This is a genomic window from Phenylobacterium glaciei (assembly GCF_016772415.1).
Classification (GTDB): Bacteria; Pseudomonadota; Alphaproteobacteria; order Caulobacterales; family Caulobacteraceae; genus Phenylobacterium; species Phenylobacterium glaciei.
In genome coordinates, this window is record NZ_JAGSGD010000001.1 from 2,674,404 (window position 1) to 2,700,499 (window position 26,096).

The 26,096-nt window shown below is 67.4% G+C and carries 21 protein-coding genes and 1 pseudogene; 8 read left to right on the forward strand and 14 right to left on the reverse strand.

Annotated elements, in window-relative coordinates:
• Positions 1-11: 11 nt before the first annotated feature.
• Positions 12-2,831: a TonB-dependent receptor gene (locus JKL49_RS13155; RefSeq protein ID WP_215341067.1), complete on the reverse strand. Its 2,820-nt coding sequence runs from the start codon at positions 2,829-2,831 to the stop codon at positions 12-14.
• A 538-nt stretch (positions 2,832-3,369) separates the two neighbouring features.
• Here JKL49_RS13155 and JKL49_RS13160 point away from each other — a divergent pair.
• Together JKL49_RS13160 and JKL49_RS13165 are read left to right on the forward strand one after the other, a co-directional pair.
• Complete coding sequence (locus JKL49_RS13160) at positions 3,370-5,217, forward strand: tetratricopeptide repeat protein (protein ID WP_215341068.1); 1,848 nt, start codon at positions 3,370-3,372, stop codon at positions 5,215-5,217.
• A 191-nt stretch (positions 5,218-5,408) separates the two neighbouring features.
• Entirely contained in the window at positions 5,409-5,684 is a 276-nt protein-coding gene (locus JKL49_RS13165; RefSeq protein WP_215341070.1) for a hypothetical protein, read from the forward strand.
• Positions 5,685-5,702: 18 nt separating this feature from the next.
• Here JKL49_RS13165 and JKL49_RS13170 read toward each other — a convergent pair whose 3' ends face one another.
• The 5 genes and pseudogenes from JKL49_RS13170 to uxaC form a co-directional block, all read right to left on the reverse strand.
• On the reverse strand, positions 5,703-7,271 hold the full coding sequence (locus JKL49_RS13170) for a L,D-transpeptidase family protein (protein WP_215341074.1): 1,569 nt from the start codon (positions 7,269-7,271) through the stop codon (positions 5,703-5,705).
• 95 nt (positions 7,272-7,366) lie between these two features.
• Positions 7,367-8,125 carry a 2-dehydro-3-deoxy-D-gluconate 5-dehydrogenase KduD gene (kduD, locus tag JKL49_RS13175; protein ID WP_215341076.1) on the reverse strand — a complete coding sequence of 253 codons (759 nt, stop codon included), beginning with the start codon at positions 8,123-8,125 and terminating at the stop codon, positions 7,367-7,369.
• 5 nt (positions 8,126-8,130) lie between these two features.
• Positions 8,131-8,976, reverse strand: a complete 846-nt coding sequence (kduI, locus tag JKL49_RS13180) for a 5-dehydro-4-deoxy-D-glucuronate isomerase (RefSeq protein WP_215341078.1) — start codon at positions 8,974-8,976, stop codon at positions 8,131-8,133.
• Positions 8,977-9,074: 98 nt separating this feature from the next.
• A pseudogene (locus JKL49_RS21030) lies at positions 9,075-9,175 on the reverse strand (hypothetical protein); the annotation flags it as partial.
• 102 nt (positions 9,176-9,277) lie between these two features.
• Positions 9,278-10,717: a glucuronate isomerase gene (gene uxaC, locus JKL49_RS13185; protein ID WP_215341081.1), complete on the reverse strand. Its 1,440-nt coding sequence runs from the start codon at positions 10,715-10,717 to the stop codon at positions 9,278-9,280.
• 133 nt (positions 10,718-10,850) lie between these two features.
• On the opposite strand from uxaC, the gene JKL49_RS13190 reads away from it, so the two are divergent.
• Complete coding sequence (locus tag JKL49_RS13190; protein WP_215341082.1) at positions 10,851-11,168, forward strand: MazG nucleotide pyrophosphohydrolase domain-containing protein; 318 nt, start codon at positions 10,851-10,853, stop codon at positions 11,166-11,168.
• A gap of 24 nt (positions 11,169-11,192) precedes the next feature.
• Here JKL49_RS13190 and JKL49_RS13195 read toward each other — a convergent pair whose 3' ends face one another.
• The 3 genes from JKL49_RS13195 to JKL49_RS13205 form a co-directional block, all read right to left on the reverse strand.
• Complete coding sequence (locus JKL49_RS13195; RefSeq protein WP_215341083.1) at positions 11,193-11,999, reverse strand: OmpA family protein; 807 nt, start codon at positions 11,997-11,999, stop codon at positions 11,193-11,195.
• A gap of 98 nt (positions 12,000-12,097) precedes the next feature.
• Entirely contained in the window at positions 12,098-13,096 is a 999-nt protein-coding gene (locus tag JKL49_RS13200; RefSeq protein WP_215341084.1) for a hypothetical protein, read from the reverse strand.
• Positions 13,097-13,183: 87 nt separating this feature from the next.
• Positions 13,184-14,668 (reverse strand): flavin-containing monooxygenase, encoded by a 1,485-nt coding sequence (locus tag JKL49_RS13205; protein WP_215341085.1) that lies wholly within the window; start codon positions 14,666-14,668, stop codon positions 13,184-13,186.
• Positions 14,669-14,778: 110 nt separating this feature from the next.
• On the opposite strand from JKL49_RS13205, the gene JKL49_RS13210 reads away from it, so the two are divergent.
• Entirely contained in the window at positions 14,779-15,669 is an 891-nt protein-coding gene (locus JKL49_RS13210) for an aminoglycoside phosphotransferase family protein (RefSeq protein WP_215341086.1), read from the forward strand.
• 157 nt (positions 15,670-15,826) lie between these two features.
• Here the strand turns inward: JKL49_RS13210 and JKL49_RS13215 are convergent, their stop codons facing one another.
• On the reverse strand, positions 15,827-17,971 hold the full coding sequence (locus tag JKL49_RS13215) for a malate synthase G (RefSeq protein WP_215341087.1): 2,145 nt from the start codon (positions 17,969-17,971) through the stop codon (positions 15,827-15,829).
• A 129-nt stretch (positions 17,972-18,100) separates the two neighbouring features.
• Complete coding sequence (locus tag JKL49_RS13220; protein WP_215341088.1) at positions 18,101-19,510, reverse strand: helix-turn-helix domain-containing protein; 1,410 nt, start codon at positions 19,508-19,510, stop codon at positions 18,101-18,103.
• 145 nt (positions 19,511-19,655) lie between these two features.
• Here JKL49_RS13220 and JKL49_RS13225 point away from each other — a divergent pair, with 145 nt between their 5' ends.
• The gene (locus JKL49_RS13225) at positions 19,656-21,248 is read left to right on the forward strand and encodes an isocitrate lyase (protein WP_215341089.1); all 1,593 of its coding nucleotides are present in this window, start codon (positions 19,656-19,658) and stop codon (positions 21,246-21,248) included.
• Between the two features lie 661 nt (positions 21,249-21,909).
• On the opposite strand, the gene JKL49_RS13230 is transcribed toward JKL49_RS13225, so the two are convergent.
• Entirely contained in the window at positions 21,910-22,125 is a 216-nt protein-coding gene (locus tag JKL49_RS13230; protein WP_215341090.1) for a hypothetical protein, read from the reverse strand.
• A gap of 53 nt (positions 22,126-22,178) precedes the next feature.
• Between JKL49_RS13230 and JKL49_RS13235 the strand changes: the two genes are divergently transcribed.
• Complete coding sequence (locus tag JKL49_RS13235; protein WP_215341091.1) at positions 22,179-22,700, forward strand: RDD family protein; 522 nt, start codon at positions 22,179-22,181, stop codon at positions 22,698-22,700.
• Between the two features lie 114 nt (positions 22,701-22,814).
• Positions 22,815-23,396: a hypothetical protein gene (locus tag JKL49_RS13240; RefSeq protein ID WP_215341092.1), complete on the forward strand. Its 582-nt coding sequence runs from the start codon at positions 22,815-22,817 to the stop codon at positions 23,394-23,396.
• A 21-nt stretch (positions 23,397-23,417) separates the two neighbouring features.
• On the opposite strand, the gene JKL49_RS13245 is transcribed toward JKL49_RS13240, so the two are convergent.
• Positions 23,418-24,611 (reverse strand): serine hydrolase domain-containing protein, encoded by a 1,194-nt coding sequence (locus JKL49_RS13245; RefSeq protein WP_215341093.1) that lies wholly within the window; start codon positions 24,609-24,611, stop codon positions 23,418-23,420.
• Positions 24,612-24,686: 75 nt separating this feature from the next.
• On the opposite strand from JKL49_RS13245, the gene JKL49_RS13250 reads away from it, so the two are divergent.
• Positions 24,687-25,271 carry a TetR/AcrR family transcriptional regulator gene (locus tag JKL49_RS13250; RefSeq protein WP_215341094.1) on the forward strand — a complete coding sequence of 195 codons (585 nt, stop codon included), beginning with the start codon at positions 24,687-24,689 and terminating at the stop codon, positions 25,269-25,271.
• On the opposite strand, the gene JKL49_RS13255 is transcribed toward JKL49_RS13250, so the two are convergent.
• The gene (locus tag JKL49_RS13255; protein ID WP_215341095.1) at positions 25,265-25,975 is read right to left on the reverse strand and encodes a DUF899 family protein; all 711 of its coding nucleotides are present in this window, start codon (positions 25,973-25,975) and stop codon (positions 25,265-25,267) included. The genes JKL49_RS13250 and JKL49_RS13255 overlap by 7 nt on opposite strands.
• Positions 25,976-26,096: the final 121 nt, after the last annotated feature.

The window sequence follows — 26,096 nt, forward strand, 5'->3', positions numbered from 1 at the left end:
TCCAGGAACGCCTAGAAGGTGTACCGGACGCCGGCCAGATACTCGCGGCCGGTGTGGTGGTAGAAGTTCACCAGGTTGTTCTCGCCGTTGAACTGGTCCTGGCACTCGTCGGTCAGGTTCACCCCTTCCAGGGTGAATTTCAGGTTGTCGTTCAGGGTGTAGGTGAACGAGGCGTCGACGTTGAAGGTCTCGTTGGTGCCGTCATACGGCACCGGCAGGGCGGCGGTGTTTTCCTGGCCCAGGACGCGGGTCAGGTACTTGTCGCGGTGGCTGGCCGAGACCCGGGCGCTGAACTTGTCGTCTTCATAGTAGAACGTGACGTTGTAGGCCTTGCGCGACAGACCCGTCAGGTCGGTCGTGGCCACCGTGACGCCGGCGGCGTTCAGGTAGTTGATCGACGACTTGACGCTCGTGTAGTTGGCCAGCACGCCGGTGTGGCTCAGCAGGCCGGGCAGGAAGCTGAAGGGCTGCTGGAAGCTGATTTCGTAGCCCGTCACATCGCCGCCGGGGGTGTTGATCGGGGTGGTGAAGTTCCAGGTCGCCGAGGGGCTGCAGCCGACGGTCGCGCCGCAGGCGGCGGTGGCGACGCTGTCGGGGATGCCGAAGCTGTTGCCGCTGAACACCTGCTGGCTCGAAAGCGTCTGAACGAAGGTGTCGATCTTCTTCTTGAAGAAGGCGACGCTGATCAGGGCTTCCGGCTGATAGTACCACTCGAAGGACAGGTCGTAGGCCTTGGCCCGGAACGGGTCGAGGGCGGGGTTGCCGGCCGTCACCGTGCGGCTGGAGCCCGAGACACTGACGCTGGCGCCCGGCGTCAGGCTGCCCAGGTTCGGACGCGACATGGTCTGGGCCGCGCCGACACGGATCAGGAAGTTGTCGAAGGGCTCGATCACCGCGTTGATCGACGGCAGGGTGTCGTCATATTCGCGATCGACGGTGATCGGCACAGCAGCGCCGGCCACGAAGGTGTAGCCCGAGGCTGTCTGCTGGGTCTTCACATAGCGGACGCCCAGATTGCCGCGGAACGGCAGGCCGGCCAGCTCGGTGTTCCACTCGGCCTGGATGAAGCCGCCCTTGTCCTTCTCGCCCACCGAGTTGTTGTTGGAGAGCGACGGCTCCTTGCCCAGGCGCCAGGCCCCGCCGAAGGCGGTGGGGTCGTTGAGCATGAACAGCGAAGACGCCGTGGCGTAGCTGGGCGAGATCCAGGCGGTCGGCGTGCCGGCCGGAACGCCGAGGCCTTCGGTCGGCAGGTCCACCGTCTTCGAATAGCTGCTGGTCGGGATCGCCGCGGCGCCGGCCGGGATGGTGGTTTCCTGGTTGGCCGAGGTGCCGTTGGTGCGACGCATCTCGGTGGACACGAACTCGTACTTCTTCCAGGCGAGGCCCGCCTTGAAGGTCAGGATCTCGTTGGCGTCCCACTGGCCATCGAAGACGACGTTGTCATAGGTGTTGACCGCCGTCTGGGGCCGCATGCGGACCTGGACCAGGGTCCAGGCGCTGGGATTGGTCAGGTTGGCGGCGCCATAGCTCAGCAGCGGCGCGCGGCCCTGGCCATAGTCGAACTTGTAGCCGTCCACATTGAACTGATCCCAGATGATCGTGGTCTGGGTCGGGTTGTCGTGGTCGGACTTCGAATGCCCGGCGACGGCATGGATCTTCAGGCTTTCGGAGAACGCGTGGGTGAAGTCCAGGGAGTACTGGGTGAAGGTCGTCGACAGTTCGTCGTAGCGATCCTCGACCCGCAGATCGACGTCGTCGAACGTGCCGGCCGTCATGATGCCGTTGGTGATCGTCGAGGAGATCACATTGGTGTCGGCGATCCCGCAGGAGGTGTTGACGTTGGCTGCGGTGCAGGCGCCGCCGACGCTGAAGGACGGGGCCTCCAGGAACTGCTCCTCACGATTGCCGTCGAGCTTGGCGTAGAGGGCGTCGAAGGTCAGCAGGGTCGCGTCGGTGGGCGCCCACTGCAGGGACAGGGTGGCGCCCAGGCGCTCCTGTTCCTGGTCGTAGCGGTCATAGCGCGGGAAGCGGGGGTGGAAGGCGGCGTTGTTGGCCGCCGCCGCCGGATTGACCGTGGTGGGCAGGCCCGCGCCGTTCGGCAGGGCGTCGAAGCCTGGCGCGAAGCTGGCGCCCGGCGCCCAGCGGACGGTCGACGTGCCGACGTCCAGCAGCGAGCGCTTGGTGTAGGCGATGCTGGCCAGGGCCCCGAAGGTCCCGTCGCCCCAGGTGTTGGAGATCATGGCCGCGGCGCGCGGCGAGGCGTCCTCTGACAGCGAGTTGTAGCTGGCCTGGGCCGAGGCGACGAACTTGAAGCCGTTATAGTCCAGCGGCCGGCCGGTGCGCAGGTCGACCGTCGCCCCCAGCGAGCCTTCCTCGGTCTCGGCCGAGGCGGTCTTCTGGACGGTGATCGAGTTGAACAGGTCCGAGGCGAAGATATTGAAGTCGAAGTTGCGGGCGCGGTTGGTGCCGCCCGAGGCGTCGGTGCCGCCAGCGGTGGAGAGCGCCTCCATGCCGTTGATGCGCACGCGGGTGAACTGGGGACCCAGGCCCCGCACCGTGATCTGGCGGCCCTCGCCGCCGTCCCGGGTGATGGACACGCCGGAAATGCGCTGAATGGATTCCGAAAGGTTCAGATCGGGGAACTTTCCGATGTCCTCGGCCAGGATGGTGTCGCTCGCCGTGGCGCTGTCGCGCTTCAGTTCAAGAGCCTGCTGCAGGCTGCCCCGGAAGCCCGTGACCACCACCTCCTGGACTTCGTTCTGCGCGAAGGCCGGTGCGGCGACAGCCATGCTCAGCGCCGCCAGCGACGCGCCGCCGAACAGCGCGCGCATTTTCGTCCAAGACCCAGTGCGGACCATCTGTCCCTCCCTGTGCGAGGCCGCCTGCGACGTGAGGCCGTCAGGCGGAGGGCGCCGAACCGGCGCGCCTCGCGTTTCCCCATTATGACACCGGTATCATTTGCCACTAGGAGCCCCTGACACCGGTGGCAATGAGATAGCCATGGTTCTGTCTTATTCGCAAGACCGGTCGCTCCAAACGCGAGCGCCCCTTGCGCGAAAGCTGGGCAGGTGTGTCGGAAAGGCCTGTGGGCGTTGGGGAGAGGCGCGCTCGCCTTGGCGCCGGGCTTGTCCCAGCTCCCCGCGACCCCTGAGGCGAAGGCGGCGCAATGTGGCTTGGGTGATCTGGATGGCGACGTGCCCATTCCTTCGCCACCTGGGCGGGTTGTGTGCCAGCAAGTGTTAACCGGCAAGCGGACGCTCTGAACGCCTCCCATGGGTGGTTTGCGGACCCAACGCCTAGTCAAGTCCGACCGGTGATTTGACCTGCCGTCGATGGTCCCCCACTGTGGACATGGGCGGGGACGTTAACATGTCAGGCGTGACGGGCGACGGCGCGCCTCGACGACGGCGGGTGAAAGCCGAGCCTGCGCCCACCACGCCCGATCCTATCGAGATCGCAATGGAGGCGGAAGCCGCCGGGGTCGCACCGCGAGGAATCGCGCACGAACTGCTCGCTAACCAGAACCGCCTCGTCCAGGCCGACCTGACGCACCGCGTCTGGCAGATCGCCTCGGAGCGGGCGGGGTTTGCGCTGAAGGTGCTGACCGGCGTCGCTGGAGTGGCGGTGGCGGGCGCACTGGCGGCCATGGCCTGGCAGGCTAGCCGGTCGGATGGGCTCGTCGTGGAGGCCTTCTCCGCACCCCCGGCGCTGGTCTCGCGCGGCGCGACTGGCGAGGTGGTGGCGCGCGGCGTACTGGACCGGCTGGGCGAGCTGGACCGGGCGGCCAACTCGCTGCAATCGGTGCGCATTGCCGACGCCTGGACCCAGGACACCAAGATTGAGGTGGCCCAGACCGGCGTCTCGCTGGACGACGTGCAGCGCCTGCTACGGCGCTGGCTGGGCCACGAGACCTACCTGACCGGTGAGGTGGTGCAGACGGCTACAGGGGTTCGCATCACGGCGCGGACCGGCGTGGGCCGTACGGTGACGGCGGAAGGCTCAGCCGAGCAACTGCCGGAGCTCGCCAGGCAGACGGGCGAGGCGTTGTTCCGTCAGGCACGGCCGGTCCAATATGCGGAATTCCTCGTTCGAGAAGGTCGCTGGACGGAGGCCAAGCCGCTGCTGGCCCAGGTGCTGCAGACCAGTGATGATCCGCTGACACGGGCGGCGGCCGCTAATGCCCTGGGCCTGATCACCGCTTACTCCGAGTTCCGATACGCTGAGGGCATCGAGTGGTTCCGCCGGGCGGCCGAGGGTCCGAACCGGTTGCTAGGGTCGCTCGCCCTGCAGAACGCGGCAGGCGTTGCAGACGCGCTGGGGCATAACCGAGAGAGCATCGTCCTCACTCGGCAGGGGCTCAAGCGGCTTGGCCGCGAGCCCGGGGCGGTCGCGGACTGGTACCGGGCGGGCTTTCGCGCCAGGCTGGCCGCATTAGAATTCGATTATCACACGGCCGCGCGGCTGCTGCGGCCCCACGTGGGGCGCGCCAACGCCGGTTCGAACGGCACTTATCGTAACACCTATTCGTACTATCTGGCCGCCCTGCACGAGACCACGGCCGCGCGGCGACTTACCGCGACGCCGTATCCGCTGACCGAGCTGAGTTCGGAAAACTGGCCGGTGACCCTCGCCATCGCACGCGCAGCGCGCGCGCAAGGCGATGCAGGTCCGCGGATACTGGCGCTGGAAGCGTTCTCGCTTGTTCAACTGGGCCAGCCGGAGGCCGCGCGCGAGGTGATCGCGACGACGCCTGTGGACTGCTTCTTCTGCGCTGTGACCCGGGCGATGATCTTGTCACGCCAGGGAGATACCGCCGGAGCTGAGCAGGCGTTCCGCGCGGCGGACCGGCTCTATCCGGGGCAGATCACCACCCTGCTGTACTGGGGCCGCGAGCGGCTGCGGCGAGGCGACGCCCAGGGTGCGCTTCAGATATTCCGTCGCGCGGAGAAGCTCGCGCCGCGTTTCGCCGACCCGGCGGTCTGGTCGGGTGAGGCGCTGCTGGCCCTGGGCGACGACAAAACCGCCGAGCAGGCCTTTCGCAAAGCCGAGCCCCTCGCTCCGCGATGGGGTCGGCTGCACCTGAAGTGGGGCGAGGCGCTGGCCAAGCTGGGGAAGGCCGCCGAAGCCAAGGCGCAGTTCTCCCAGGCAGCCGCCCTCGACCTCACGTCGGCGGAACGGGCCGAGCTACAAGCTGTGACCCAAAAGCGGGCGCAATAGACTTCCGCTACGGGTCGAAAGCCGTCCTAGGCAGCTAGGGCCGCGAAGGTCCTTTTCCCAGCCCGGGACGAGGGAATACAATGGGCGCAGTCGTAGCGCCGGCTTGCGTCGCCAGCCCCTGCGCGAGGCTGGGGCCCCTTGCCAGCCTGGGATCAACACCTAATCTCCCCCCAGCACGGAGGATGGAAGCCATGAGCGACGCGGTCGGCCCCGGCGATCTGGTCATATGCGTCAACGTCGCCCCGAACCACGGCTCTGGACGGCCTGTGCCCCTGGTCGCCGGGGAGACCTATCGGGTCTTAGGCGTCCTGGAATTCGCCTGCCCCTGCGGACGCGCCGACGCCCTGCTGGATATCGGCATCGACTTCGCGTGGTGCCAGACGCGGTTCCGACTGCTGCCCAAGCCCAAGGCCCAGACCAGGACGCGCCGCGTCACGGCGCCCAAGGACCTGGAGCCGGTGGCCTGACCAGCCAAGGCGCGGGTGTTACAGCGGCGCGGTGTCCGGGTCCGGCGCGGCTTCTTCCGGGTCCAGGGTCGAGCGCGGGCGGTCGAGGCCCAGCGCTGTGGCCAGGGTGATGTCCCAGCCATAGGGGTCGGAGCGGTAGGTCACCTTGCCCTGATCGTCGACGAAGGCGGTGTGATAGAGCAGCCGCACTGGGATCGAGGTCCCCAGCGGCACGACCCCGGTGTCGCCCGAGGCCAGCACCGCCTCGAACCGCTCGGACGCGCCGTATTCCTCGGCCAGGTGCCGGGCGAAGTCGATGGCGTTCTCCACCCGCACGCAGCCGTGGCTGCGGTGGCGGGCGGCGCGGGCGAACAGGGCCTTGGACGGGGTGTCGTGCAGGTAGATGGCGTAGGGGTTCTGCATGTCGAACTTCACCAGGCCGAGCGCCGAGGTCGGCCCCGCCCGCTGCACCACCCGGCCGCCCGTGATGTACATGTTCTGGCGGCGCAGATAGGCCGCGCCGCGCGGTAGGATCTCGGCCCGGGCGATCTTGGCCGGCACGTTCCAGGGCGGATTGACCACCAGCTGGCTGAAGGCCGATTGCAGGCTGGGCGTCTCGCGATTGGCGCTGCCCACCACCGTCCGCGCCGACCAGTCGAGAGCGCCGTCCTTGTAGTAGGTGAGGAAGGCCGCGGCCGTATTGACGTCGATCCGGGTGGCCGGAGCCTCGCGCCGCAGCCAGCGACGGCGCTCCAGGTTCAGCACCAGTTGGCGGGCGTGGTCGGTCGGGCCGGCGTTCAGCACGGCGATGGTGGTGTTGCCCACCCGGCCAGTGGGCTGCATGCCGTTCTCAGCCTGGATGCGCTTCAGCGCCTCGGAGATCGGCGCCGACATGGTCTGGGACGCCATGGGCGGTCCCGTCAGGTAGCCCAGGTCATAGAGGCGCTGGGCGATCAGCGGCACGCGGAAGTCCACGCCACCGGGCTGGATCGCCCCGCCCTCCGGAATGGACGAGACCCCTGCCCGGCCGATCTGGGCCCTCAGCGCCACATACGCGGCCGACAGCGCCTTGTACTCGGCATCCTTGGGCGCGAGGCTGTCCAGCCAGGTGCCCAGCTCGCGGCGGTCCAGCGCCTGGGACAGGCCTGGGGCCACGTCCGTGAACTGGCGCTCCAGGGTGAACAGCTTGAAAAGCTTGGTGGGATCCACCAGGCCGCGCGCCAGGGCGTCGGCATAGGTCAGCGCGGCCAGCGTCAGGCCCGCCTCACGGCTGACGGCGTCGCGGGCGGCGGGCGGGCGGAAGGCGCCACCGTCCAGGCCGTGGCGAATGGCGCCGTCGAGGGCCTGGGAGAACTGCTTGGCCTGGTCGTCGGTCCAGGCGGGCGTCCAGCCGCGCAAGGCGTAGAAGCGCTTCAGGCGCGGATCGGTGGCCACCGACTGCAGGACACGGGGATCGATCGTGGGGCTCTGGACAAGCTGCGCGCTGGCGATCGCCGGGATCGCCAGGCCCATGCCCAGGACCCACGCGCCAAGCTGCCGGCGCGTCGCCCGCGCCTTGTCGGCCTCATCCCCCGGACGCCCAAAGGCGTCGCTACCCCCGAAAATCATCAAAACTGGTCCGCACCTGTACCCGTCAGCTATGGGGCAACGCGCGAAGCTCGACTAGGTGGCTCGCGTTCCAGGATATATGCGCGTTATCCGACTTAACGGCCTAACCAGCCGCCATCCACGGCCAGCAGCGTGCCATGCACGTAGTCGGCCGCCGAGGACGACAGGAACACCGCCGCCCCGCCGATGTCGGCCGGCGTCCCCCACCGACCGGCCGGAATTCGCGCCAGGATGTCGCGCGAGCGGTCCTCGTCGGCCCGCAGCGCCGTCGTGTTGTTGGTGGAGAAGTAGCCCGGCGCGATGGCGTTGACGTTGATCCCCTTGCCCGCCCACTCGTTGGCCAGGGCCTTGGTGATCCCCGCCAGCCCGCTCTTGGAGGCCGCATAGGACGGCACCCGGATGCCGCCCTGATAGGACAGCATCGAGGCGATGTTGATGATCTTGCCGCCGCGCCCCTGCTCCATCATCCGCCGCCCCACCGCCTGGGTGAGGAAGAAGGTGGTCTTCAGGTTGACGTCCATCACCGCGTCCCAGTCGTCCTCGGTGAAAAGGGCGGCGTCGTTGCGGCGGATAATGCCGGCGTTGTTCACCAGGATGTCGACCGCGCCGAAGTGCTCGACGGTCTCGGCCACGATCCGGCCGATCGGCTCCAGGGTGGAGAGGTCGGCCGAGACATCGTGGAAGCGGCGGCCCAGGGCCTCGACGGCGAAGCGGGTGTCCACCGGCGGCGTGCGGCCCACCGCCACGATGTCGGCGCCCGCCGTGGCCAGGGCCTCGGCGATGGCCTGCCCCAGGCCGGTGTTGGCGCCGGTGACGATGGCCGTCTTGCCGGTCAGATCAAAGGGGGAAGACATCGGCCCTACTTCAGCTGGCAGATGTCGAGGACGTTCATGTCGGTGTAGTCGAGGTTCTCCCCGCCCATGGCCCAGATGAACCCGTAGTTCGAGGTCCCGGCCCCCATGTGGATCGACCAGGGCGGGCTGATCACCGCCTCGTCGGCGCTGACCACGATGTGGCGCATGGCGTCAGGCTCGCCCATGAAGTGGAAGACCTTATTGTCCCCTGCCAGGTCGAAGTAGAAATAGATCTCCGAGCGGCGGTCGTGCAGGTGCGGCGGCATGGTGTTCCACACGCTGCCGGGCTTCAGGAAGGTCACCCCCAGCAGCAGCTGGGCCGACTCGCAGACGCCGGGGATAATGTACTGGTAGATGGTCCGCTCGTTCGACGTCGCCGCCTCGCCGCGCTCCAGGGGGTTGGCCTGGCTGATGGCGATGTGCTGCAGCTTGCAAACCTTGTGAGCCGGCGTTGAGGCCAGGTAGAACTTGGCCGGGTTGGCCGCGTCGCTGCTCTCGAAGGTCACGTCCACCACGCCCATCGGGATGTAGAGCCCGTCGCGCGGCGCCATGTCGAAGGCCTGGCCGTCGACGGTGATCTTGCCGGCCCCGCCGACATTGACCACCCCCAGTTCACGCCGCTCCAGGAACGGATGGCCGGCGGCCGAGGCGGGCTCGCTCTGGACCGGCAGCTTGACCGCCTTCGACACCGGGGCCGCCCCGCCGATCACGAAACGTTCGTTGTGGCTGTAGTTCAGGCTGACCGTGTCGGCAGTGAACAGGTCTTGCACCAGATAGCGGTCGCGCAGGTCGTCATTGCCGGCGCCCTTCATCATGTCCGGATGGGTGGCGTGATAGGTTTTCTTGAACATGATCAGGTCCTTGAGGAACAATAGCGCCCTTCTCCCCCTGGGGGAGAAGGTGGCCCTGCGGAGCGGGGTCGGATGAGGGGTCGCGCCGCCCTCACAGAATAGACAACGTCATCCCGGACAGCCGTCAGGCTGATCCGGGACCCAGGCGACGGGATGCAGCTCCTGGGTCCCGGCTCTCCGCTGCGCTGCGGCCGGGATGACGAAGTGGATTTGCTTGTGGGGGATGCCGCCCCCTCATCCGACCGGTCTCCGACCGGCCACCTTCTCCCGCAGGGGGAGAAGGAAACTGCGACTGGCCCCATCACGCCGCGAGCTTCCGACGCGGCCGGTCCAGCTTGTAGGCGCGTTTCGGGAGATTGTAGGCGAGGTCCACGGCCAGCGCGGCCGCCTCGTCCTCGTCCATGCGGTGCTCGGCGACCAGCCTGGCCAGGAACGAACAGTCCACCCGGCGGGCGACATCGTGGCGGGCCGGAATCGACAGGAAGGCGCGGGTGTCATCGTTGAAGCCGACGGTGTTGTAGAAGCCCGCTGTCTCCGTGGTCTGCTCGCGGAACCGGCGCATCCCCTCGGGGCTGTCGTGGAACCACCAGGCGGGGCCCAGCTTCAGGATCGGATAGTGGCCGGCCAGGGGCGCGAGTTCGCGGGCATAGCTGGTCTCGTCCAGGGTGAAGACGATCACCGACAGATCCGCCTCATTGCCGAACCGGTCCAGCAGGGGCTTCAACGCCCGCACATAGTCGGTCTGGGTCGGGATGTCGGCGCCCTTGTCGCGGCCGTAGCGCTCGAAGATCTGCCGGTTGTGATTGCGGAAGGAGCCGGGATGGATCTGCATCACCAGCCCGTCCTCCAGGCTCATGGCCGCCATCTCGGTCAGCATCTGGGCGCGGAACAGCTCGGCCTCGGCAGGGCTGGCCTTGCCCGCCACGATGGTGCGGAACAGAGCCTCGGCGTGGCCGGGCGAGAGATCGGCGGTGGCCGCCGTCGGGTGGCCGTGGTCGGTAGAGGTGGCGCCGGCCTCGGCGAAGGCCGCGCGGCGAATTCGGTGGGCCTGCAGATACCCCTGCCACGACATGACGTCCTGCCCCGAGAGATTGGCGAACCGCTCCAGGGCGGCCTGGAAATCCTCGTGCTCGGCGTCGATCACCGGATCGGGCCGATAGGCGGTGATCACCTGCCCGCCCCAGCCGCTCTCGGCGATCGCCCGGTGATGCCGCAGGCTGTCGGACGGGCTCTCGGTGGTGGCCAGGGCCTCGATATTGAAGCGATCGAACAGGGCCCGCGGCCGGAAGGCGTCAGTGGCCAGCTTCTCATTGATGACGTCGAAATAGCTGTCGGCGGTCTCCGCGTTCAGTCGCTCGGTGAAGCCGAACACCTGCGCGAAGACGTGGTTCAACCACATGGCGGACGGCGTGCCGCGGAACAGGCTTTGCGCGCCGGCGAACAGCCGCCAGGCCTCGCGCGGATCAGCCTCGGACGGCCCGGCCTTGGAGGCGATGCCCAGCTTCTCCAGCGGAATCCCTTGAGAATAGAGCATCCGGTAGAGGTAGTGGTCGGGCGCCAGCAGCAGCTCGGTGGCGTTCGGGAACGGGTCGTTGGTGGCGAACCATTCCGGATCGGTATGCCCGTGCGGCGAGATGATCGGGAGGGTCTTCACCTCCCCGTACAGCCGGCGCGCGATGGCGCGCACCCCGGCCTCGGCGGGGAACAGCCGGTCGTCATTCAGGATCAGGGACTGGGACATGGGGGCAGTCTAGGCGTTTCCGGAGCGCGGGCCGAGCACCCGTCTATTCGCCAAGGTAACCGGTGTCATTGTGCGGGGCAAGGTTCGCAATCGCGTCATCCGCGATAGGCTGTGCGCAACAACGGGGAGAGAGATGGCCGACTTCAAGGACCTCGACGACCGCGCCTGGGAGATCCGGCGGCTCTACGCGCAGCTGGAGACCGACCGCTACGGTCGCCCCTGGACAGCTGAGGAGGTGGTCCTGGGCTTCATGGGCGACGTCGGCGACCTCGCCAAGCTGGTCCAGGCCGCCGAGGGCGTCCGCGCCATCCCGGATGCGAAAGCAAAGCTTGCCCACGAACTGGCCGACTGCCTGTGGAGCGTCATGACCCTGGCGCGGCTTTACGAGGTCGACCTGGAGGCCAGCTTCCTAAGCACGATGCAGGAGTTGGAGGCGCGGTTGAAGTCGTGATGGGCGTTACTCCAGACGTTCGGATCAGCGCGGCAGAAGCCTGACCCGGACCAGCCGGTTTTCGACACCCGTGGGGCCAAACTGGTCTGTGGCCCCCCGAGAGGAAACATCCCAGGCCCGCACCCCAGCCTCGGCCAACGCCACCTGAACCGCATAGGCCCTAGCCTGGCCCAACCGGTAGTTCGCGCCCCGCTGACCGCTGACATCAGCATAGCCGGCCACCTCGAAACGCCAGCCGGGGTGCTTGTCGCGGGCCGCCGGTGCCTCAGTCACCAGCCGCCGCAGTTCGTCGGGGTCCGGGCGCTGGCCGGCCAGCCTGAAATGCACGATCCATTCCGGGATAGCCGGCTGCTCGCCCGGCGGACCGGGCGGTGGGTTGAGGCGCTCAGTGATCAGGATCTCGAGCTTGGTCAGCCGATCCATGATGTCGCTGATATCGTCGGCCCGCTCGCTCTCATGCTTGCGGTCCAGAGCCTTCAATTCGGCGACCCGCTGCTGGATCGCCTCGGCATCGGCGCGGCGGTTGTCTTCGGCGCTTTGCATCGTGGTGGCGAAGGCGGTGATTTTGGCGTCCACTTCCTCGGCGTCGAGCTTGGCGGAATAGACCTTGGAAAACCGGAGCTCAGCATCGCCGAAGCCGTCCTCATCGATCTCGAAGGCGGCCCAGCGGCGGCAGGAAAGGACGAAGCTGTTCAGCGCCACGAGGTACTGGTCCCGCGCACCGTTGGGGTTTTGCCGCGAGAAATTGAAACCCGCGACCATGTAGTTTCCACCCACCGCGATGGAGGGCTCGAAGGAGCGGGCGATCTCGTCGCAGCGCGCCTGGCGCACCCGGGCCTCGGGCTTCAGGTCTCGCGGAACAGTGGAGGCGATGGGCGTGGCGCAGGCTTGCAGGAGGCAGGCTGCGATCACCGCCGGAAGGACGAGCCTCACGCCGCCCCCGGCGGCTTGGCCGGAGCTTCGGCGTCTGCGGCGGGCGTGTCGACCTTCGGCGCATCAGGTTTCGGCGCATCCGCGACAGAAGCGACGGGTTTGTCAGCGGCCTTCGGCTTGGCGGGTGCCTCCTCCTTAGCTGTAGCCGCCGCCTTTTCGAGACAGCTCACGACGGCGGGCGTCAGGGGCATGACGGCCGTGGGCGCCTGGGAGCTGATAATTGCCGTACCCATTTGGGCGCTGGCGAAGTCCCAGGCGGTGCGCCGGGCCCGCACATCGCTGCGCCCCAGCCATTCGATGACCACACCGCGCACCTGCTGCAGGCCCGACAAGATCGTGGGGTTCACCTGTCGGATCGACGCCTTTACCGCGGTAGCGCAGACGCCGGCCTGGAGGTTCTCGGAGACCTTCACGCTGAGCTGGGCGTCCAGCTTTGTGACCCGGTCGAAATTCAACTCCGGAATGGCGGCGGCCACGGCGGCGTCACTCATCACCGGTGCGCGCGCTTTCATGGTCCTTAAGCTGTCACGGAGCTTCTTGCGCGCGTCCATCCCGCCGACCTGCCAGAGATCGGGATCAAAATAGCTGCTGATCTCGTCGTTCAGCGCGTACTCTTCATCCTCCAGCATCGACAGCTTCGCCTGATCGCCCGCATTGGCCTCCCTCAGGTAGCAGAACATCTCGCTGACGGTGCTGGTATAGGCGGTCTGGGCCAGATCGCCGGTGGCGGCTACGGCGTACTGCCCCCCCAGCCTGGCGTTCAGCGTCGGCTTGTCTCCAAGCAGCTTTTTGGCCTGATCAGAGAGATTTTGCAGCGCCTTGGCCTGAACTTCGGCGCTGGCCGAGGCCTGGGCCAATTCGCTGGCGTATCGCGGCTTCGGACATTTCGCCGCCGCGCCGCTGGCGGCCCCTAGCGCCAGTAAACCGACCGCAAGGATGAGTTGAATGCTTCCACGCATGATGATGTCCCCCTGATAGTTAATCGAGAGATTCAACCGTCGAATGTCAAGGGCTCGAAAACGGCCTGAGAGTGTGGCGCGGCCGAACCCCCCGGACGGGTCGCAGGAAGCCGGGGGCCGGGCCTAAGCCGCCTCCAGCCGCCGCGTCTTGGCGCCCGCCTTGTTGGAGAACTCCAGCACCCCATCCTCGATCTTCGTGAAACGCAGGTTCATCAGGTCCAGGGCATAGTTCTGGTGCAGCTTCCAGGGCGCCTTGGTTCCCTGCTTGGGGAAGCTGGCCATGGCGCGCTGGACGTAGCCCGACGAGAAGTCGAGCCACGGGACCTCACCGATATTCGGATCATTGTTGCGCGGCGTGACCTGGCGGTTGCCGGTCTTCTTCATGTGGTTCAGCAGGCGGCAGACATACTCGCAGGTCAGGTCGCACTTCAGCGTCCAGGAGGCGTTCGTATAGCCGAAGGCCGAGGCCAGGTTCGGCACGTCGGAATACATCATGCCCTTGTAGGAGAGCGTCTTGCCGGGATCGATGGCCCGCCCGTCGACGCGCAGCTTCAGGCCGTTCATCGCCTGCAAAACAAGGCCGGTGGCCGAGACCACGATGTCGGCCTCCAGCACCTTGCCGGACTTCAGCTGGATGCCGGTCTCGGTGAAGGTCTCGATGTGGTCGGTCACCACCTCGGCCTTGCCGCTCTTGAGCGCGGTGAACAGGTCGGCGTCCGGCACCAGGCAGATGCGCTGGTCCCAGGGATTGTAGCTGGGCGTGAAGTGGGTCGCGACGTCGTAGTCGGGCCCCATCTGCTGGCGGACCATGTCGATGATCCCGGCCTTCACCTTGGCCGGCTGCTTGCGGGCGTAGTTGTAGAAGACCATGCCGAACAGCACCTTGCGCCAGCGAGTGACGGCGTAGGCGAGCTTGGCCGGCAGCTTGGTGCGCAGCCAGTTGGCCTGTTTATCCTCGGCCGGCGCGGCCACGACATAGGTGGGCGAGCGCTGCAGCATGGTGACGTGGGCCGCTGTCTTGGCCATTTCCGGCACCAGGGTGACGGCCGTGGCGCCCGAGCCGATCACCACCACCTTCTTGCCGGCGTGGTCGATCTCCGGCGTCCACTTCTGGGGGTGGACCAGCTGGCCCTTGAACCGCTCGATCCCCGGGAACTCCGGGGTGTAGCCGCCCGCGTAGCTGTAATAGCCGCCGCACAGGAAGAGGAAGTTGGCGGTGACGGTGTTCCGCTTGCCGTCGTTCTCCACCTCCACCGTCCAGGCCGCGTCCACCGTCGACCAGGCTGCGCCCTTCACCTGGGTGTTGAAGCGGATGTGCTGGTCGATCCCATGCTCGCGGGCGGTCTCGCGGACATAGTTGAGGATCGAGGGCCCATCGGCGATGGCCTTGGCCTGGGTCCACGGCTTGAAGGCGTAGCCCAGGGTGAACATGTCGCTGTCGGACCGGATGCCCGGATAGCGGAACAGGTCCCAGGTGCCGCCGATGGCCTCGCGGCCCTCCAGGATCACGTAGGAGCGGTCGGGGCAGTTGGTCTGCAGGTGATAGCCCGCGCCGATACCCGACAGGCCCGCGCCCACGATCACCACGTCAAAATGTTCGTTCGCCATACCCGCCCCTCAAATCGCTGCGTGGCAGCATAGACACATGCCGCGCGCGGAAAGGAAGCGGATATGCCGCCGCACTCGCCAAGCTTGGCGGGAGGTGGAACCCTCGGGCGATGACCGAGACCAAGCGTATCGCCTTCGACGCCGACCTCGCCCGCCGACTGGTGGCCACCCAGTTCCCGCAGTGGGCCCACCTGCCGGTCCGCCCCGTGGTCTTTGGCGGCAAGAACAACACCACCTTCCATCTCGGCGACGAGATGAGCGTGCGGCTGCCCAGCGCGCGGCACTATGTGGCCCAGGTGGAGAAGGAGCAGGCTTGGCTCCCACGGTTGGCGCCGCAACTGCCCCTGCCGATCCCCGAGCCCGTCGGCCTGGGCGCGCCTGGCGAGGGCTATCCCTGGCCCTGGTCGGTCTACCGCTGGATCGAGGGCGAGACCGCCGCCCTGGAGCGCATCGCCGACCTGTCCCAGTTCGCCCGCGACCTGGCGGCGTTCCTGACGGCGCTGCAGGCCATCGACGTGACCGACGGCCCGGTGGCCGGCCAGCACAACTTCTTCCGCGGCGGCGCGCTCTCGACCTATGACGCCCAGACGCGGCAGGCGATCATCGACCTTGGGGAGACCATCGACGGCGCCACGGCGCTCTCGATCTGGGAGCAGGCCCTGGCGGCCGAGTGCTCCAACCCGCCTGTCTGGCTGCACGGCGATGTGGCGGCGGGCAACCTGCTGGTGAAGGACGGACGGCTCAGCGCCGTCATCGACTTCGGCATCCTCGGCGTCGGCGACCCCGCCTGCGACCTCGCCATCGCCTGGACCCTGCTGCACGGTCCGGCCCGCGCCGCGTTCCGCGAGGCGCTGCCGTTGGACGAAGGAACCTGGGCGCGCGGCCGGGGCTGGACGATCTGGAAGGCGCTGATCGTGGCGGCGGGACTGTCGGGGTCGGACGATGAGGAGCGCACCAAAAGCCGCGCGATCATCGCGGATCTGGTGGGGGAGCACCGGTAACGCCCCCAACCACCGTCATCCTCGGGCTTGTCCCGAGGATCCATGATCTCCGCCTGTCGGCAGAGGTTGCGGCGTCACCGCCACGGGCCAACCGCAGCACGGTGTCTATGGATCCTCGGGACAAGCCCGAGGATGACGGTCAATGGGTTGGGGTGTCCTAGGCCAACTGCGCCTTACGCTCCCGCCGACGCCGCGACAGGATGTGCTCGGTATAGCCGTTGGGCTGCGACCGTCCCTCGAACACCAGTTCCAGCGCCGCCTGGTAGGCCACGCTGTCGGGGTTTTCCGCCATCGGCTGATAGAGCGCGTCGCCGGCGTTCTGGCCGTCCACCACCTTGGCCATGCGGGCGAAGGTCTCGCGCACCTGGGCTTGCGTGCAGACCCCGTGGTGCAGCCAGTTGGCGATGTGCTGGCTGGAGATCCGCAGGGTGGCGCGGTCCTCCATCAGGCCCACGTCGTGGATGTCGGGCACCTTGGAGCAGCCCACCCCCTGGTCGATCCAGCGGACCACGTAGCCGAGGATGCCCTGGGCGTTGTTGTCCAGCTCCTGGGTGATGTCCTCGGCGTTCCAGTTGGAGCGCGCCAGCGGCGGGGTCAGCAGGTCGTCCAGGCCGGTGACCGACTTGGCCGCCGCCATGGTGGCCTGCAGGCCGGGCACGTCCACCTCGTGATAGTGCAGGGCGTGCAGCACGGCCGCCGTCGGCGACGGCACCCAGGCGGTATTGGCGCCGGCCTTCGGATGGCCGACCTTGGTCGCCAGCATGCCTTGCATGAGATCAGGCGCGGCCCACATGCCTTTGCCGATCTGCGCCTTGCCGGGGAAGCCGGTGGCCAGGCCGATCTCGACGTTGCGCTTCTCATAGGCCGGCAGCCAGGGCTCGGCCTTGATGGCGTCCTTGCGCACTACCGGGCCGGCTTCCATGGCGGTGTGGATCTCGTCGCCGGTGCGGTCGAGGAAGCCGGTGTTGATGAACACGATCCGCTCGCGGGCGGCGTAGATGCAGGCCGCCAGGTTGGCGCTGGTGCGACGCTCCTCGTCCATGATGCCCAACTTCACGGTGTTGCGTTCGAGGCCAAGCGCGTCCTCCACCAGGTCGAACAGGCGAACGGCCAGGGCCACCTCGTCGGGGCCGTGCATCTTGGGCTTCACGACATAGACCGAGCCCGCCGGGCTGTTGAGGCGCTTGCCCTTGAGGTCGTGCATCGCCGCGGTGACGGTGACCAGGGCGTCCACCACGGTCTCGAACACCGGCTCACCGTTGAAGCGCACGGCGTCCAGCAGCATGTGATGGCCGACATTGCGCACCAGCATCAGGCTGCGGCCGCGCAGGGTCAGCTCGCCGCCCGCGGGCGAAGCATAGGTGCGGTCGGCGTCGAGGCGCCGGGTCTCGGTCTGGCCGCCCTTCTGGAAGCTGGCCGACAGGTCGCCGCGCATCAGGCCCAGCCAGTTGCGGTAGACGCCCGCCTTGTCCTCGGCGTCCACGGCGGCGACGGAGTCCTCGCAGTCCTGGATGGCGGTGAGCGCCGCCTCCACCAGCACGTCGGAGACGCCGGCCGCGTCGTCCTTGCCGATGTTGTGGGCCCGGTCGATCTGGATCTCCAGGTGCAGGCTGTTGTGGGCCAGCAGCACGCCGTCAGGCGCCTCGGCGGACCCGCGCCAGCCGACGAACTGGCCGGCGTCCTTCAGACCGGTGGTGGAGCCGTCCTCCAGGCTGACCACCAGGGCCTTGTCTGTCACGACATAGCTGGTGGCGTCGCTGTGCGACCCCTTGGCGAGCGGCGCGACACGGTCCAGCAGGCCGCGCGCGAAGGCCACGACCTTGCCGCCGCGCACCGGGTCATAGCCCTTGGTCCCGGTCGGCGGCTCCAGGGCGTCGGTGCCGTAGAGAGCGTCATAGAGGCTGCCCCAGCGGGCGTTGGCGGCGTTCAGAGCAAACCGCCCGTTCGAAACCGGCACGACGAGCTGCGGCCCCGCCACCTTGGCGATCTCCGGGTCGACATTGACGGTCGAGATTTCGAAGGGCGCCGGCTCGGGCAGCAGGTAGCCGATCTCGCGCAGGAAGGCGATCTCCTCGGCGACGCTGAAATCCTTGCCCTTGCGCGCCTTCCACCAGGCGTCGATCTGGTCCTGCAAGGCGTCGCGGCGGGCCAGCAGCTGCGCGTTGCGCGGCGTGAAGTCGGCCAGGATGCTCTCCAACGCCGCCCAGAATTTCGCGGCGTCTACCCCGGTTCCGGTGAGCAGTTCCTGCTCCACGAAGGCGTGCAGGATGTCGTCGACGGTCAGGGCGGGGCTGATGTCCATGTGCGTACCGGGCTCTCGAATTGGGCGTCCAAGGGCTCGCCGCACCGGCGACGCGCCCCGTCTGTCGGGCGCTTTACTGCACGGAAGCGCGCGGCTTTGAAGCCCCCAATTTTAGGGAAGGCCGAAGTTTCAGCTGTCTGAGAAGCCGAACGGCAGGCTGGTGCGGCGGATGTCGTCGGGCAGGATCTGGCGCCCGATGGGGGGCGCCGAACGGGCCGTGCATTCGGTGCGGTGACACAGCCGGCAGGTCACCCCGATGGGGGTCGCGGCCTCCGCCGGCTGGTCCTGGGTATAGACCAGCTTGCCCGCGTGCTCGGCGGCGCAGCCCAACGCGATGGCCCGCTCCACCCGCGGACTGCCGAAGGAGCCGCCGCCAGCCGTCACGGTCCGCGCAATGGAGAAGAACCGCTGGCCGTCGGGCAGTTCCAGCCACTGGGTGACGATCTCGCGCGGCGTCTTGAACACCTGGTGCACCGACCACAGCGGACAGCCGCCGCCGTGCCGGGCGAAGGGGAACCCCGCCCCGTCCAGGCGCTTGGAGACGTTGCCGGCCGGATCGACCCGGATGAAGAAGAACGGAACCCGCTCCTGCCCCGGCTTCTGCAGGGTGGTCAGCCGGTGGGCCGTCTGCTCGAAGCTGGCCCCGAACTGCCTTGCCAGGGCCTCGACGTCGTAGCGCCGCGCCTCCACCGCCCGGGCGAAGGCCGAATAGGGCATGATCACCGCTGCGGCCGCATAGCTGGCCAGGGCGCGGCGCGTCAGCCGCTCGCCGCTGTCGGTGATGAAGGTCCCTTCGGCCAGGACCGCGTCCACCTCCTCGCGCATCTCCAGATAGGCCAGTTGCAGGGCCAGCTGGAACATCTGGCTGGCCGTATCCAAACCGTCGTCCAGCAGGATCTCCCTGCGGTGCCAGTCCAGCCGCCGGATCGAGCCGACCATGACCGCCGACGGCAGCCGGCGCACCTTCAGCCCGTGCCGCGCCTTCAGGTAGCCCACCAGGTTGTCGTGCCCCGCCACGCCCTGGGCGATGCGCTCGGCGGCGTCGTCCAGGGTCGGGAAACTGTTGCGCCGCGCGGCCAGGAAGCGGCGAGACTCAGCGACCGGATCGGTGGCGTCGCTGCCCTCCCCGCCGGTCTCGTGGGTCTCGGCGCCCCGGTCGGCCAGGGCCAGCTGCTCCTCGCGATAGGTGGTGTAGAGCCGCAGCAGCGCCTCGGTGATGCCCGGGAAATTGCCGGTGAGATCCGACGTCTCCAGGGCCGGCAGGTCGATGTCGGCGAACATCGGGTCCTTCAGCACCGCCTGCAGCCTTGCCGTCTCGTCGGCCCCGCTGGTCCCGGCCAGGGTCGACATGTCCAGCTTGTAGGTCTGGGCCAGGCGCAGCAGCATCTCGGCCGACAGCGGCCGGTGATTGCGCTCCAGCAGGGCGACGTAAGATGCCGAGACCTCCAGGTCCCCGGCCATGTCGGCCTGGGTCAACCCCAGGTCCCGGCGCAGGCGGCGCAGGCTGGGGCCGACATAGAGGCGGCGTTCGGCGGCCATGTTAATTACAAGTCCTGTTGTCACAACATTACATCATGACAAGACTGGCCTGTAAAGATTGACAGCTAGACCTCGAACCGACTCCACAAGGCGCGTTCGGCTCTGCTACGGCCCGGTCAACTTCACTCCTGGCATCGAGGCCACCATGGCGTACCAAGATCATATCATCCAGATGGGCCAGCTCATCTCCTCCAAGAAGGGTCCCTGGGAGGCGATCGACGCCGAATCCGTGGCCCGCATGCGCGTCCAGAACCGCTTCAAGACCGGCCTGGAAATCGCCCGCTACACCGCCGGCATCATGCGCAAGGACATGGCGGCCTATGACGCCGATAGCTCGCAGTACACCCAGTCCCTGGGCTGCTGGCACGGCTTCATCGGCCAGCAGAAGCTGATCTCCATCAAGAAGCACTTCGGCACCACCGACCGCCGCTACCTCTATCTGTCGGGCTGGATGGTCGCCGCCCTGCGCTCGGAGTTCGGCCCCCTGCCCGACCAGTCGATGCACGAGAAGACCTCGGTGCCGGCCCTGATCGAAGAGCTCTACACCTTCCTGCGCCAGGCCGACGCCCGTGAGCTGGGCGGCATGTTCCGCGACCTCGACGCCGCCCGCGCGGCCGGCGACAAGGCCAAGGAAAAGGCCATCATCGACGCGGTCGACAACTACCAGACCCACGTGGTCCCGGTGATCGCCGACATCGACGCCGGGTTCGGCAACGCCGAAGCCACCTACCTGCTGGCCAAGAAGATGATCGAGGCCGGCGCCTGCGCCCTGCAGATCGAAAACCAGGTCTCCGACGAAAAGCAGTGCGGTCACCAGGACGGCAAGGTCACCGTGCCGCACGAAGACTTCCTGCAGAAGGTCCGCGCATGCCGCTACGCCTTTCTCGAGCTGGGCGTTGAAGACGGCGTCATCGTCACCCGCACCGACTCGCTCGGCGCCGGCCTCACCAAGCAGATCGCCGTCTCCACCACCCCGGGCGACCTGGGCGACCAGTACAACAGCTTCCTGGACTGCGAAGAAGTGGCCCAGGGCGACCTGAAGAACGGCGACGTCATCCTCAACCGCGATGGCAAGCTGCTGCGCCCGAAGCGCCTGCCGTCGAACCTGTTCCAGTTCCGCGAAGGCACCGGCGAAGACCGCTGCGTCCTCGACTCGATCACCTCGCTGCAGAACGGCGCCGACCTGCTGTGGATCGAAACCGAGAAGCCCCACGTCGAGCAGATCGCCGGCATGATGGACCGCGTCCGCGCGGTGATCCCCAACGCCAAGCTGGTCTACAACAACAGCCCGTCCTTCAACTGGACCCTGAACTTCCGCCAGCAGGTCTATGACGCCTACAAGGCGGCCGGCAAGGACGTCTCGGCCTATGACCGCGACAAGCTGATGAGCGTGGACTACGACGCCTCCGACCTGGCCGTGGAAGCCGACGAACGCATCCGCACCTTCCAGGCCGATGGCGCCAAGCGCGCGGGCATCTTCCACCACCTGATCACCCTGCCGACCTATCACACCGCGGCCCTGTCCACGGACAACCTGGCCAAGGAGTACTTCGGCTCGCAGGGCATGCTGGGCTACGTGAAGAACGTCCAGCGCAAGGAGATCCGCGAAGGGATCGCCTGCGTGAAGCACCAGAACATGTCGGGCTCCGACCTCGGCGACGACCACAAGGAATACTTCGCCGGGGAAGCGGCCCTGAAGGCCGGCGGCGTCCACAACACCATGGGCCAGTTCGCCTAAGCGATCTGATCTACGGCAGACAACAGGACGGCCCGGAGCTCACGCTCCGGGCCGTTTTGCTGTGGGGTTTCCGGGCGACTAAGCTAACTTGGGTCGATGCGTTTGGCGAACATCCTGACAGGTCTCGCGGGCCTCATTTGGTTCGGCCTATTTCTGGCGGGCTGGGACCTAACGAAGGGCGTTATCGCTCGGGGGGTGCTTGGTTATCCGAACGCCGACCAGATCGAGTTCTACGTCTTATGGCCCGCACTGGTAGTCATGGCGCTGACCACGAGCGCATGGGTCTGCAACGGAAATCGCCGGTGGCCGCGGCTCCTGTTGGCGTCCACAGGCGTTTCTCTAGCGGCTCTCCTGCCATTCATGTTCTTCTACACCGGCGGCGTCTAAGGATTACGGGGTTACGGTGACACTGTATGAAATAGGTCTGCGGCGTCGGGGACGATCTATTTCATACCGCGTCACCGCAATTCGTCCTTCTCCCCTTGCGGGAGAAGGTGGCCGGTCGGAGACCGGTCGGATGAGGGGTCGCGCTCCCCTCTCCGCAGTCCTTGAAACGCCCTAACCCGAAAGGCCCAGCGACCCCTCATCCGACCCTGCTCCGCAGGGCCACCTTCTCCCGCAAGGGGAGAAGGGCAGCCAAGAGGCGACTTGAAGCAGGCCTCTACCCCGTCGCCAGCGCATGGAACGCCATGATCGCGCCGTAGCCGCCCAGGCTGTAGCCGGCGGTGAGTTGTTCCAGTTCCAGCATGTTGTGCATCAGCAGGATGGCCACCGAGCCGTTGGTGGGGTCGGCCTGCCACCAGGCGCCATAAGCCCCGGGCCGGCCCAGCGTGCTGGCGCGGCCCTTGGGATTACCGTGACCGTCACCTTGGCGCATGCTTCCAAAACGAGAGTTGGCGCGATAAGCTCTACCCTAGGCTGGAGCGCCCTATGATCGACCTCGCTGCCGACCCGCACCTCCGTGCGGATTCCAAACTGGGCGCCGGAGCATCGGCCGCCAGCCGAGCAGAGAATATCCTGCTGCGGCGCTGGTTCGGCTGCTGGATCGATTTCCTGACCATGGGCGCCCTGTTCTTCGCGACAGCCGTGCCGGCGGAGCGGTTCGGTGATGAGGCGGCTGTCATCACCGGAGGGCTGGCCGTGCTCGCCTATTTCCCGGTGACCGAAGGCGTGTGGGGGCGTTCCCTGGGCAAGCTGGCCAGTGGGACCATCGTGGTCGATGCGCAGGGCCAGCGGCCGGCGATCTGGCGGGTGATCGTTCGCACCCTGACCCGCTTGATCGAAGCCAACCCATTCCTGCTGGGCGGGATACCGGCAGGCCTGATCGCCAACTTCACCAAGCGGCGCCAGAGACTCGGCGACCTCCTGGCCGGCACCTATGTCGTCCCGGTGAAAGACCTTGCCGAGGCGCGCGCCAGGCTCGCCCGACGGAATATGGATGTCTTCGACTAGGGCGCCTTTGATGCGGAAGCCAACGCCGGTTCGACCATCGCGGACGGCAGCCGCCTCCACTGATCTCTCCGCCCACGCAATCCCTCGATGGCACTGATAACAGGAGCTCGCTGCATGCCGTGGTTGCCACTCTATCTTTTCGGCGACGACCACAATGTCTTGCTGGAAATGCTGAATGACGACCCGGAGGTGGCTTTTATCGTTGCAGACGGAGTCGGTCGGTGGAAAGCGGTCGAAACGATATCGGCCCTGTCTGGAGAGCGTCACGCCTTCTGGCATGTGGCCAGCGGTCCATTGCCGCTACTTGCCGCTGCGCATGACAGTCCCGATAGCGAAGTAGAAGACCCTTGGCAGGGATGGGCCGAGAGGCGCGCGGGCGCTGATCCCAATACGCCCTACTTTGGAGCAGGCCATCCGGGCATCTTTTGGCTCAATCTGAAAAATCGCTCTCATGCAAACGAGCAGACCATAGGCCTCTCGTCTTTCGAATGGATCGGCCACCGATACGCGAAACTGGGGAAAGTGGTCGAGCCATCCACGGACAAATGGTGGAAACGGCTCGGCGCGACCATCAGAAGGTCAAGCTCCAAAGTGCCACGCGGCGGACCGAAAGGCTCCTTCAAGCCCGAGATATACGCACTGCCCGGCGCGGCTTGCGCCTTTGCTGAAGGTAAAGGCGCAGACGACAATCCGTAACGCCGGAGGTTCGCAGGCGAGCTACCCCGTCGCCAGCGCGTGGAATTCCAGGATCGCGCCGTAGCCGCCCAGGCCGTAGCCGGCGGTGAGTTGTTCCAGTTCCAGCATGTTGTGCATCAGCAGGATGGCCACCGAGCCGTTCGTCGGATCGGCCTGCCACCAGCCGCCATAGGCGCCGGGCCAGCCGACCGTGCCGACGCCACCCTTGCCGCGCATCACCGAGGCGGTGGCCGGATCGAGGGCCGTGGCGACCCCAAGGCCGAAGCCGGAGCCGGTTCCGAAGGTCGGCATGCCGAACATCTTGGCCCCCAGCCGCTGGGGGTCGGTCAGCCGGTTGGTGGTCATCAGGGCCAGGGTCTCCGGCGACAGCAGTTTCACGGACGAGTCCACGAACATCCGCGCGAAGGCCAGGTAGTCGTCCACGGTGGACCACAGCCCGGCCCCACCCGAGGCGAATTCCATGTCGTCGGGCCGCTCAGCCAGGGCCGCGCCGCCGGGCACGGTGGGCAGCTTCTTCAGCTGTCCGGTCATGTCGAAACCGTAGAACCCCGCCCGGCGATGGCGCTTCTCCGACGGCACGGAAAAGCCGGTGTCGGTCATGCCCAGGGGCTCGAACACCCGGTGGCGCAGCACCTCCTCCAGGGGCGCGCCCTCCATCCGGGCCAGCAGCAGGCCCAGCAGGTCGGTGGCCCGGCCATAGGTGAAGACCGCCCCCGGCTGGCCGATCAGCGGCAGGCCGGCCAGGCCCGCGATCCACGCGTCCGGCGACAGCGGACTGTCCAGGTCAGGGCCCAGGGCCTCGCGGTGCGCCGCATCGATGGGGCCGGAATAGAAGCCGGCCTGGGTAAGCCCCGCCCTCTGGGTCAGCAAATCATCGAAGGTGATCTGCCGGTCGGCGGGGACGGTGTCCTCCAGCGCCCCGTCGGGGTCCCGCAGCACCCGCATCCTCAGGAACTCCGGCGCCACGCGAGAGATCGGGTCCTCAAGCGCGAACCGCCCCTCCTGCAACATGGTCATGGCCGCGGCCGAGACGATGGGCTTGGACATCGAGGCGATGCGGAAGATGGAGTCCCGCTGCATTGGCAGGCCGGCCTCGATATCCCGCCAGCCCACGGCGCAGACCCTCGCCTCCCCGCCCCGCCAGACCAGGGTCACGACGCCCGCCAGCTCGCCGGCGTCCACCACGCCCTTCAGCGCCGTCTCGATCGCGTCCATACGCCCCGACTCCATAAAATAGGAATCCTATAAAATAGACTTCCTATTAATTGGCAACACCCTAGAGTCCCCGCCATGACCGAGGAGATCCGCCGCAAGGGCGACAAGCGCGCCCGCACCCGCGCCGCCCTGATGCAGGCCGCCCGCGAACTCGCCCGCGAGAAGGGCTTCGACGCCGTCACGATGGAGGAGGTGGCGCGGCGCGCCGGCATGACCAGCGGGGCGATCTACGGCAACTTCAAGAACCGCCAGGACCTGTTCATGGCCATCGCCCGGACCGACTGGCCGGCCATCCTGCCGGAAATCCCGCCGGGCTCGACCTTCGCCCAGAAGATGCACGCCTTCGCCCAGGCGACCCTGGCCGCCCTGCCCGACCGCCGCCTCGCCGCGCCGGCCCGCCTCAGCGGCATGGCCCATAGCCTCAACCACGCGGAGTCCCGCGCCGAGGTGCTTAAGATCACCGCGCAGAGCTACGCCGCCGGCGCGGCCTGGCTGGCCAGCGTGCTGCAGGACGGCGACAGCCCCATGCCGCCTGAGATCCTGGTGGTGGTGATCCACGCCCTGACCGAGGGCCTGGTCTTTCAGCGGCTGATGACCCCCGACCTGGTCCCCGACGAGGTGTTCTACGCAGCCTTCGCGGCCCTGGCCTCGCCTCAGTAGTCCAGCTTCGGATACCAGTCGCCGCCACGACCTTCCGGGGTCGTGTCCAGCACCCCCCACATGGGCCCCAGGTCCGGCGCGCCGCGCGGGTCCTGGCCGGGATCGGCGGTCGATCCACTCATCTCGCCCGACCAGAAGTGCCGGACCGTGCCGTCCTTGCGCGTGAAGACGTTGAAGGCCGGGATCTCAGACCCGTCCGGCAGCAGGCCGAAATAATCCTTCGAATAGGCGTCGTTGAGGTCGGTATAGAGCCGCAGGTTCTTCCACCCGCGCTCCGCCTTCCAGGCCTTCAGCCTCTCGATCGGCGAGCGGGCCACCACCACCAGCGACATGCGCTGATCGAGGTCGGCGGCGTTGCCCTCCCAGGCGCCCAGCAGGTTGGTGCACATCGGGCACGGCTGCTCCCGCTGCGGCCCGAACATGTAGCTGTAGACGCCCAGCGTCGCCTTGTCCTTGAACAGGCCTTCGAAGTCGGTCTCGGCCCCATCCTCGCCGCTGAAGCGGTAGTCGCCCGTCACCGGACCGCCCGGCGGCAGGGCGCGGCGCTCGGCGGCCACCCGCTCCAGCTGGCGGCGCAGGTCGATCTCGTGTTCCAGCAGGGCGGTCCGCGCGGCCCGGTACTGCGCGCTCTCGTTCGGATAGCGGACGGGATTTTCGGCGGCCAGCCTGGCGGCCGGGATCAGGGTTTCGGTCTTGGCGTCCATCGGATGTCTCCGCTTTGGCTCATTCCCCGGCCCTCAGGATGGGCGCGCGGGGTGGCGGCTGACAAGCTGGACAACAGGCTTTCTTTTTCTTCGGCCCCCTGTCGGGTCCGGGCATACTCGT

What these genes read in the sequence shown, in the direction of transcription:
- JKL49_RS13215 (WP_215341087.1), bottom strand. Translation starts at nt 17,971, where the DNA reads ATGGACATCAGCCCCGCCCTGACCGTCGACGACATCCTGCACGCCTTC.
- JKL49_RS13240 (WP_215341092.1), top strand. Translation starts at nt 22,815, where the DNA reads ATGCCGTGGTTGCCACTCTATCTTTTCGGCGACGACCACAATGTCTTG.
- JKL49_RS13155 (WP_215341067.1), bottom strand. Translation starts at nt 2,831, where the DNA reads ATGCGCGCGCTGTTCGGCGGCGCGTCGCTGGCGGCGCTGAGCATGGCT.
- JKL49_RS13250 (WP_215341094.1), top strand. Translation starts at nt 24,687, where the DNA reads ATGACCGAGGAGATCCGCCGCAAGGGCGACAAGCGCGCCCGCACCCGC.
- kduI (WP_215341078.1), bottom strand. Translation starts at nt 8,976, where the DNA reads ATGTTCAAGAAAACCTATCACGCCACCCATCCGGACATGATGAAGGGC.
- JKL49_RS13235 (WP_215341091.1), top strand. Translation starts at nt 22,179, where the DNA reads ATGATCGACCTCGCTGCCGACCCGCACCTCCGTGCGGATTCCAAACTG.
- JKL49_RS13205 (WP_215341085.1), bottom strand. Translation starts at nt 14,668, where the DNA reads ATGGCGAACGAACATTTTGACGTGGTGATCGTGGGCGCGGGCCTGTCG.
- JKL49_RS13210 (WP_215341086.1), top strand. Translation starts at nt 14,779, where the DNA reads ATGACCGAGACCAAGCGTATCGCCTTCGACGCCGACCTCGCCCGCCGA.
- JKL49_RS13245 (WP_215341093.1), bottom strand. Translation starts at nt 24,611, where the DNA reads ATGGACGCGATCGAGACGGCGCTGAAGGGCGTGGTGGACGCCGGCGAG.
- JKL49_RS13230 (WP_215341090.1), bottom strand. Translation starts at nt 22,125, where the DNA reads ATGCGCCAAGGTGACGGTCACGGTAATCCCAAGGGCCGCGCCAGCACG.
- JKL49_RS13255 (WP_215341095.1), bottom strand. Translation starts at nt 25,975, where the DNA reads ATGGACGCCAAGACCGAAACCCTGATCCCGGCCGCCAGGCTGGCCGCC.
- JKL49_RS13170 (WP_215341074.1), bottom strand. Translation starts at nt 7,271, where the DNA reads ATGATTTTCGGGGGTAGCGACGCCTTTGGGCGTCCGGGGGATGAGGCC.
- kduD (WP_215341076.1), bottom strand. Translation starts at nt 8,125, where the DNA reads ATGTCTTCCCCCTTTGATCTGACCGGCAAGACGGCCATCGTCACCGGC.
- uxaC (WP_215341081.1), bottom strand. Translation starts at nt 10,717, where the DNA reads ATGTCCCAGTCCCTGATCCTGAATGACGACCGGCTGTTCCCCGCCGAG.
- JKL49_RS13190 (WP_215341082.1), top strand. Translation starts at nt 10,851, where the DNA reads ATGGCCGACTTCAAGGACCTCGACGACCGCGCCTGGGAGATCCGGCGG.
- JKL49_RS13220 (WP_215341088.1), bottom strand. Translation starts at nt 19,510, where the DNA reads ATGGCCGCCGAACGCCGCCTCTATGTCGGCCCCAGCCTGCGCCGCCTG.
- JKL49_RS13165 (WP_215341070.1), top strand. Translation starts at nt 5,409, where the DNA reads ATGAGCGACGCGGTCGGCCCCGGCGATCTGGTCATATGCGTCAACGTC.
- JKL49_RS13160 (WP_215341068.1), top strand. Translation starts at nt 3,370, where the DNA reads ATGTCAGGCGTGACGGGCGACGGCGCGCCTCGACGACGGCGGGTGAAA.
- JKL49_RS13225 (WP_215341089.1), top strand. Translation starts at nt 19,656, where the DNA reads ATGGCGTACCAAGATCATATCATCCAGATGGGCCAGCTCATCTCCTCC.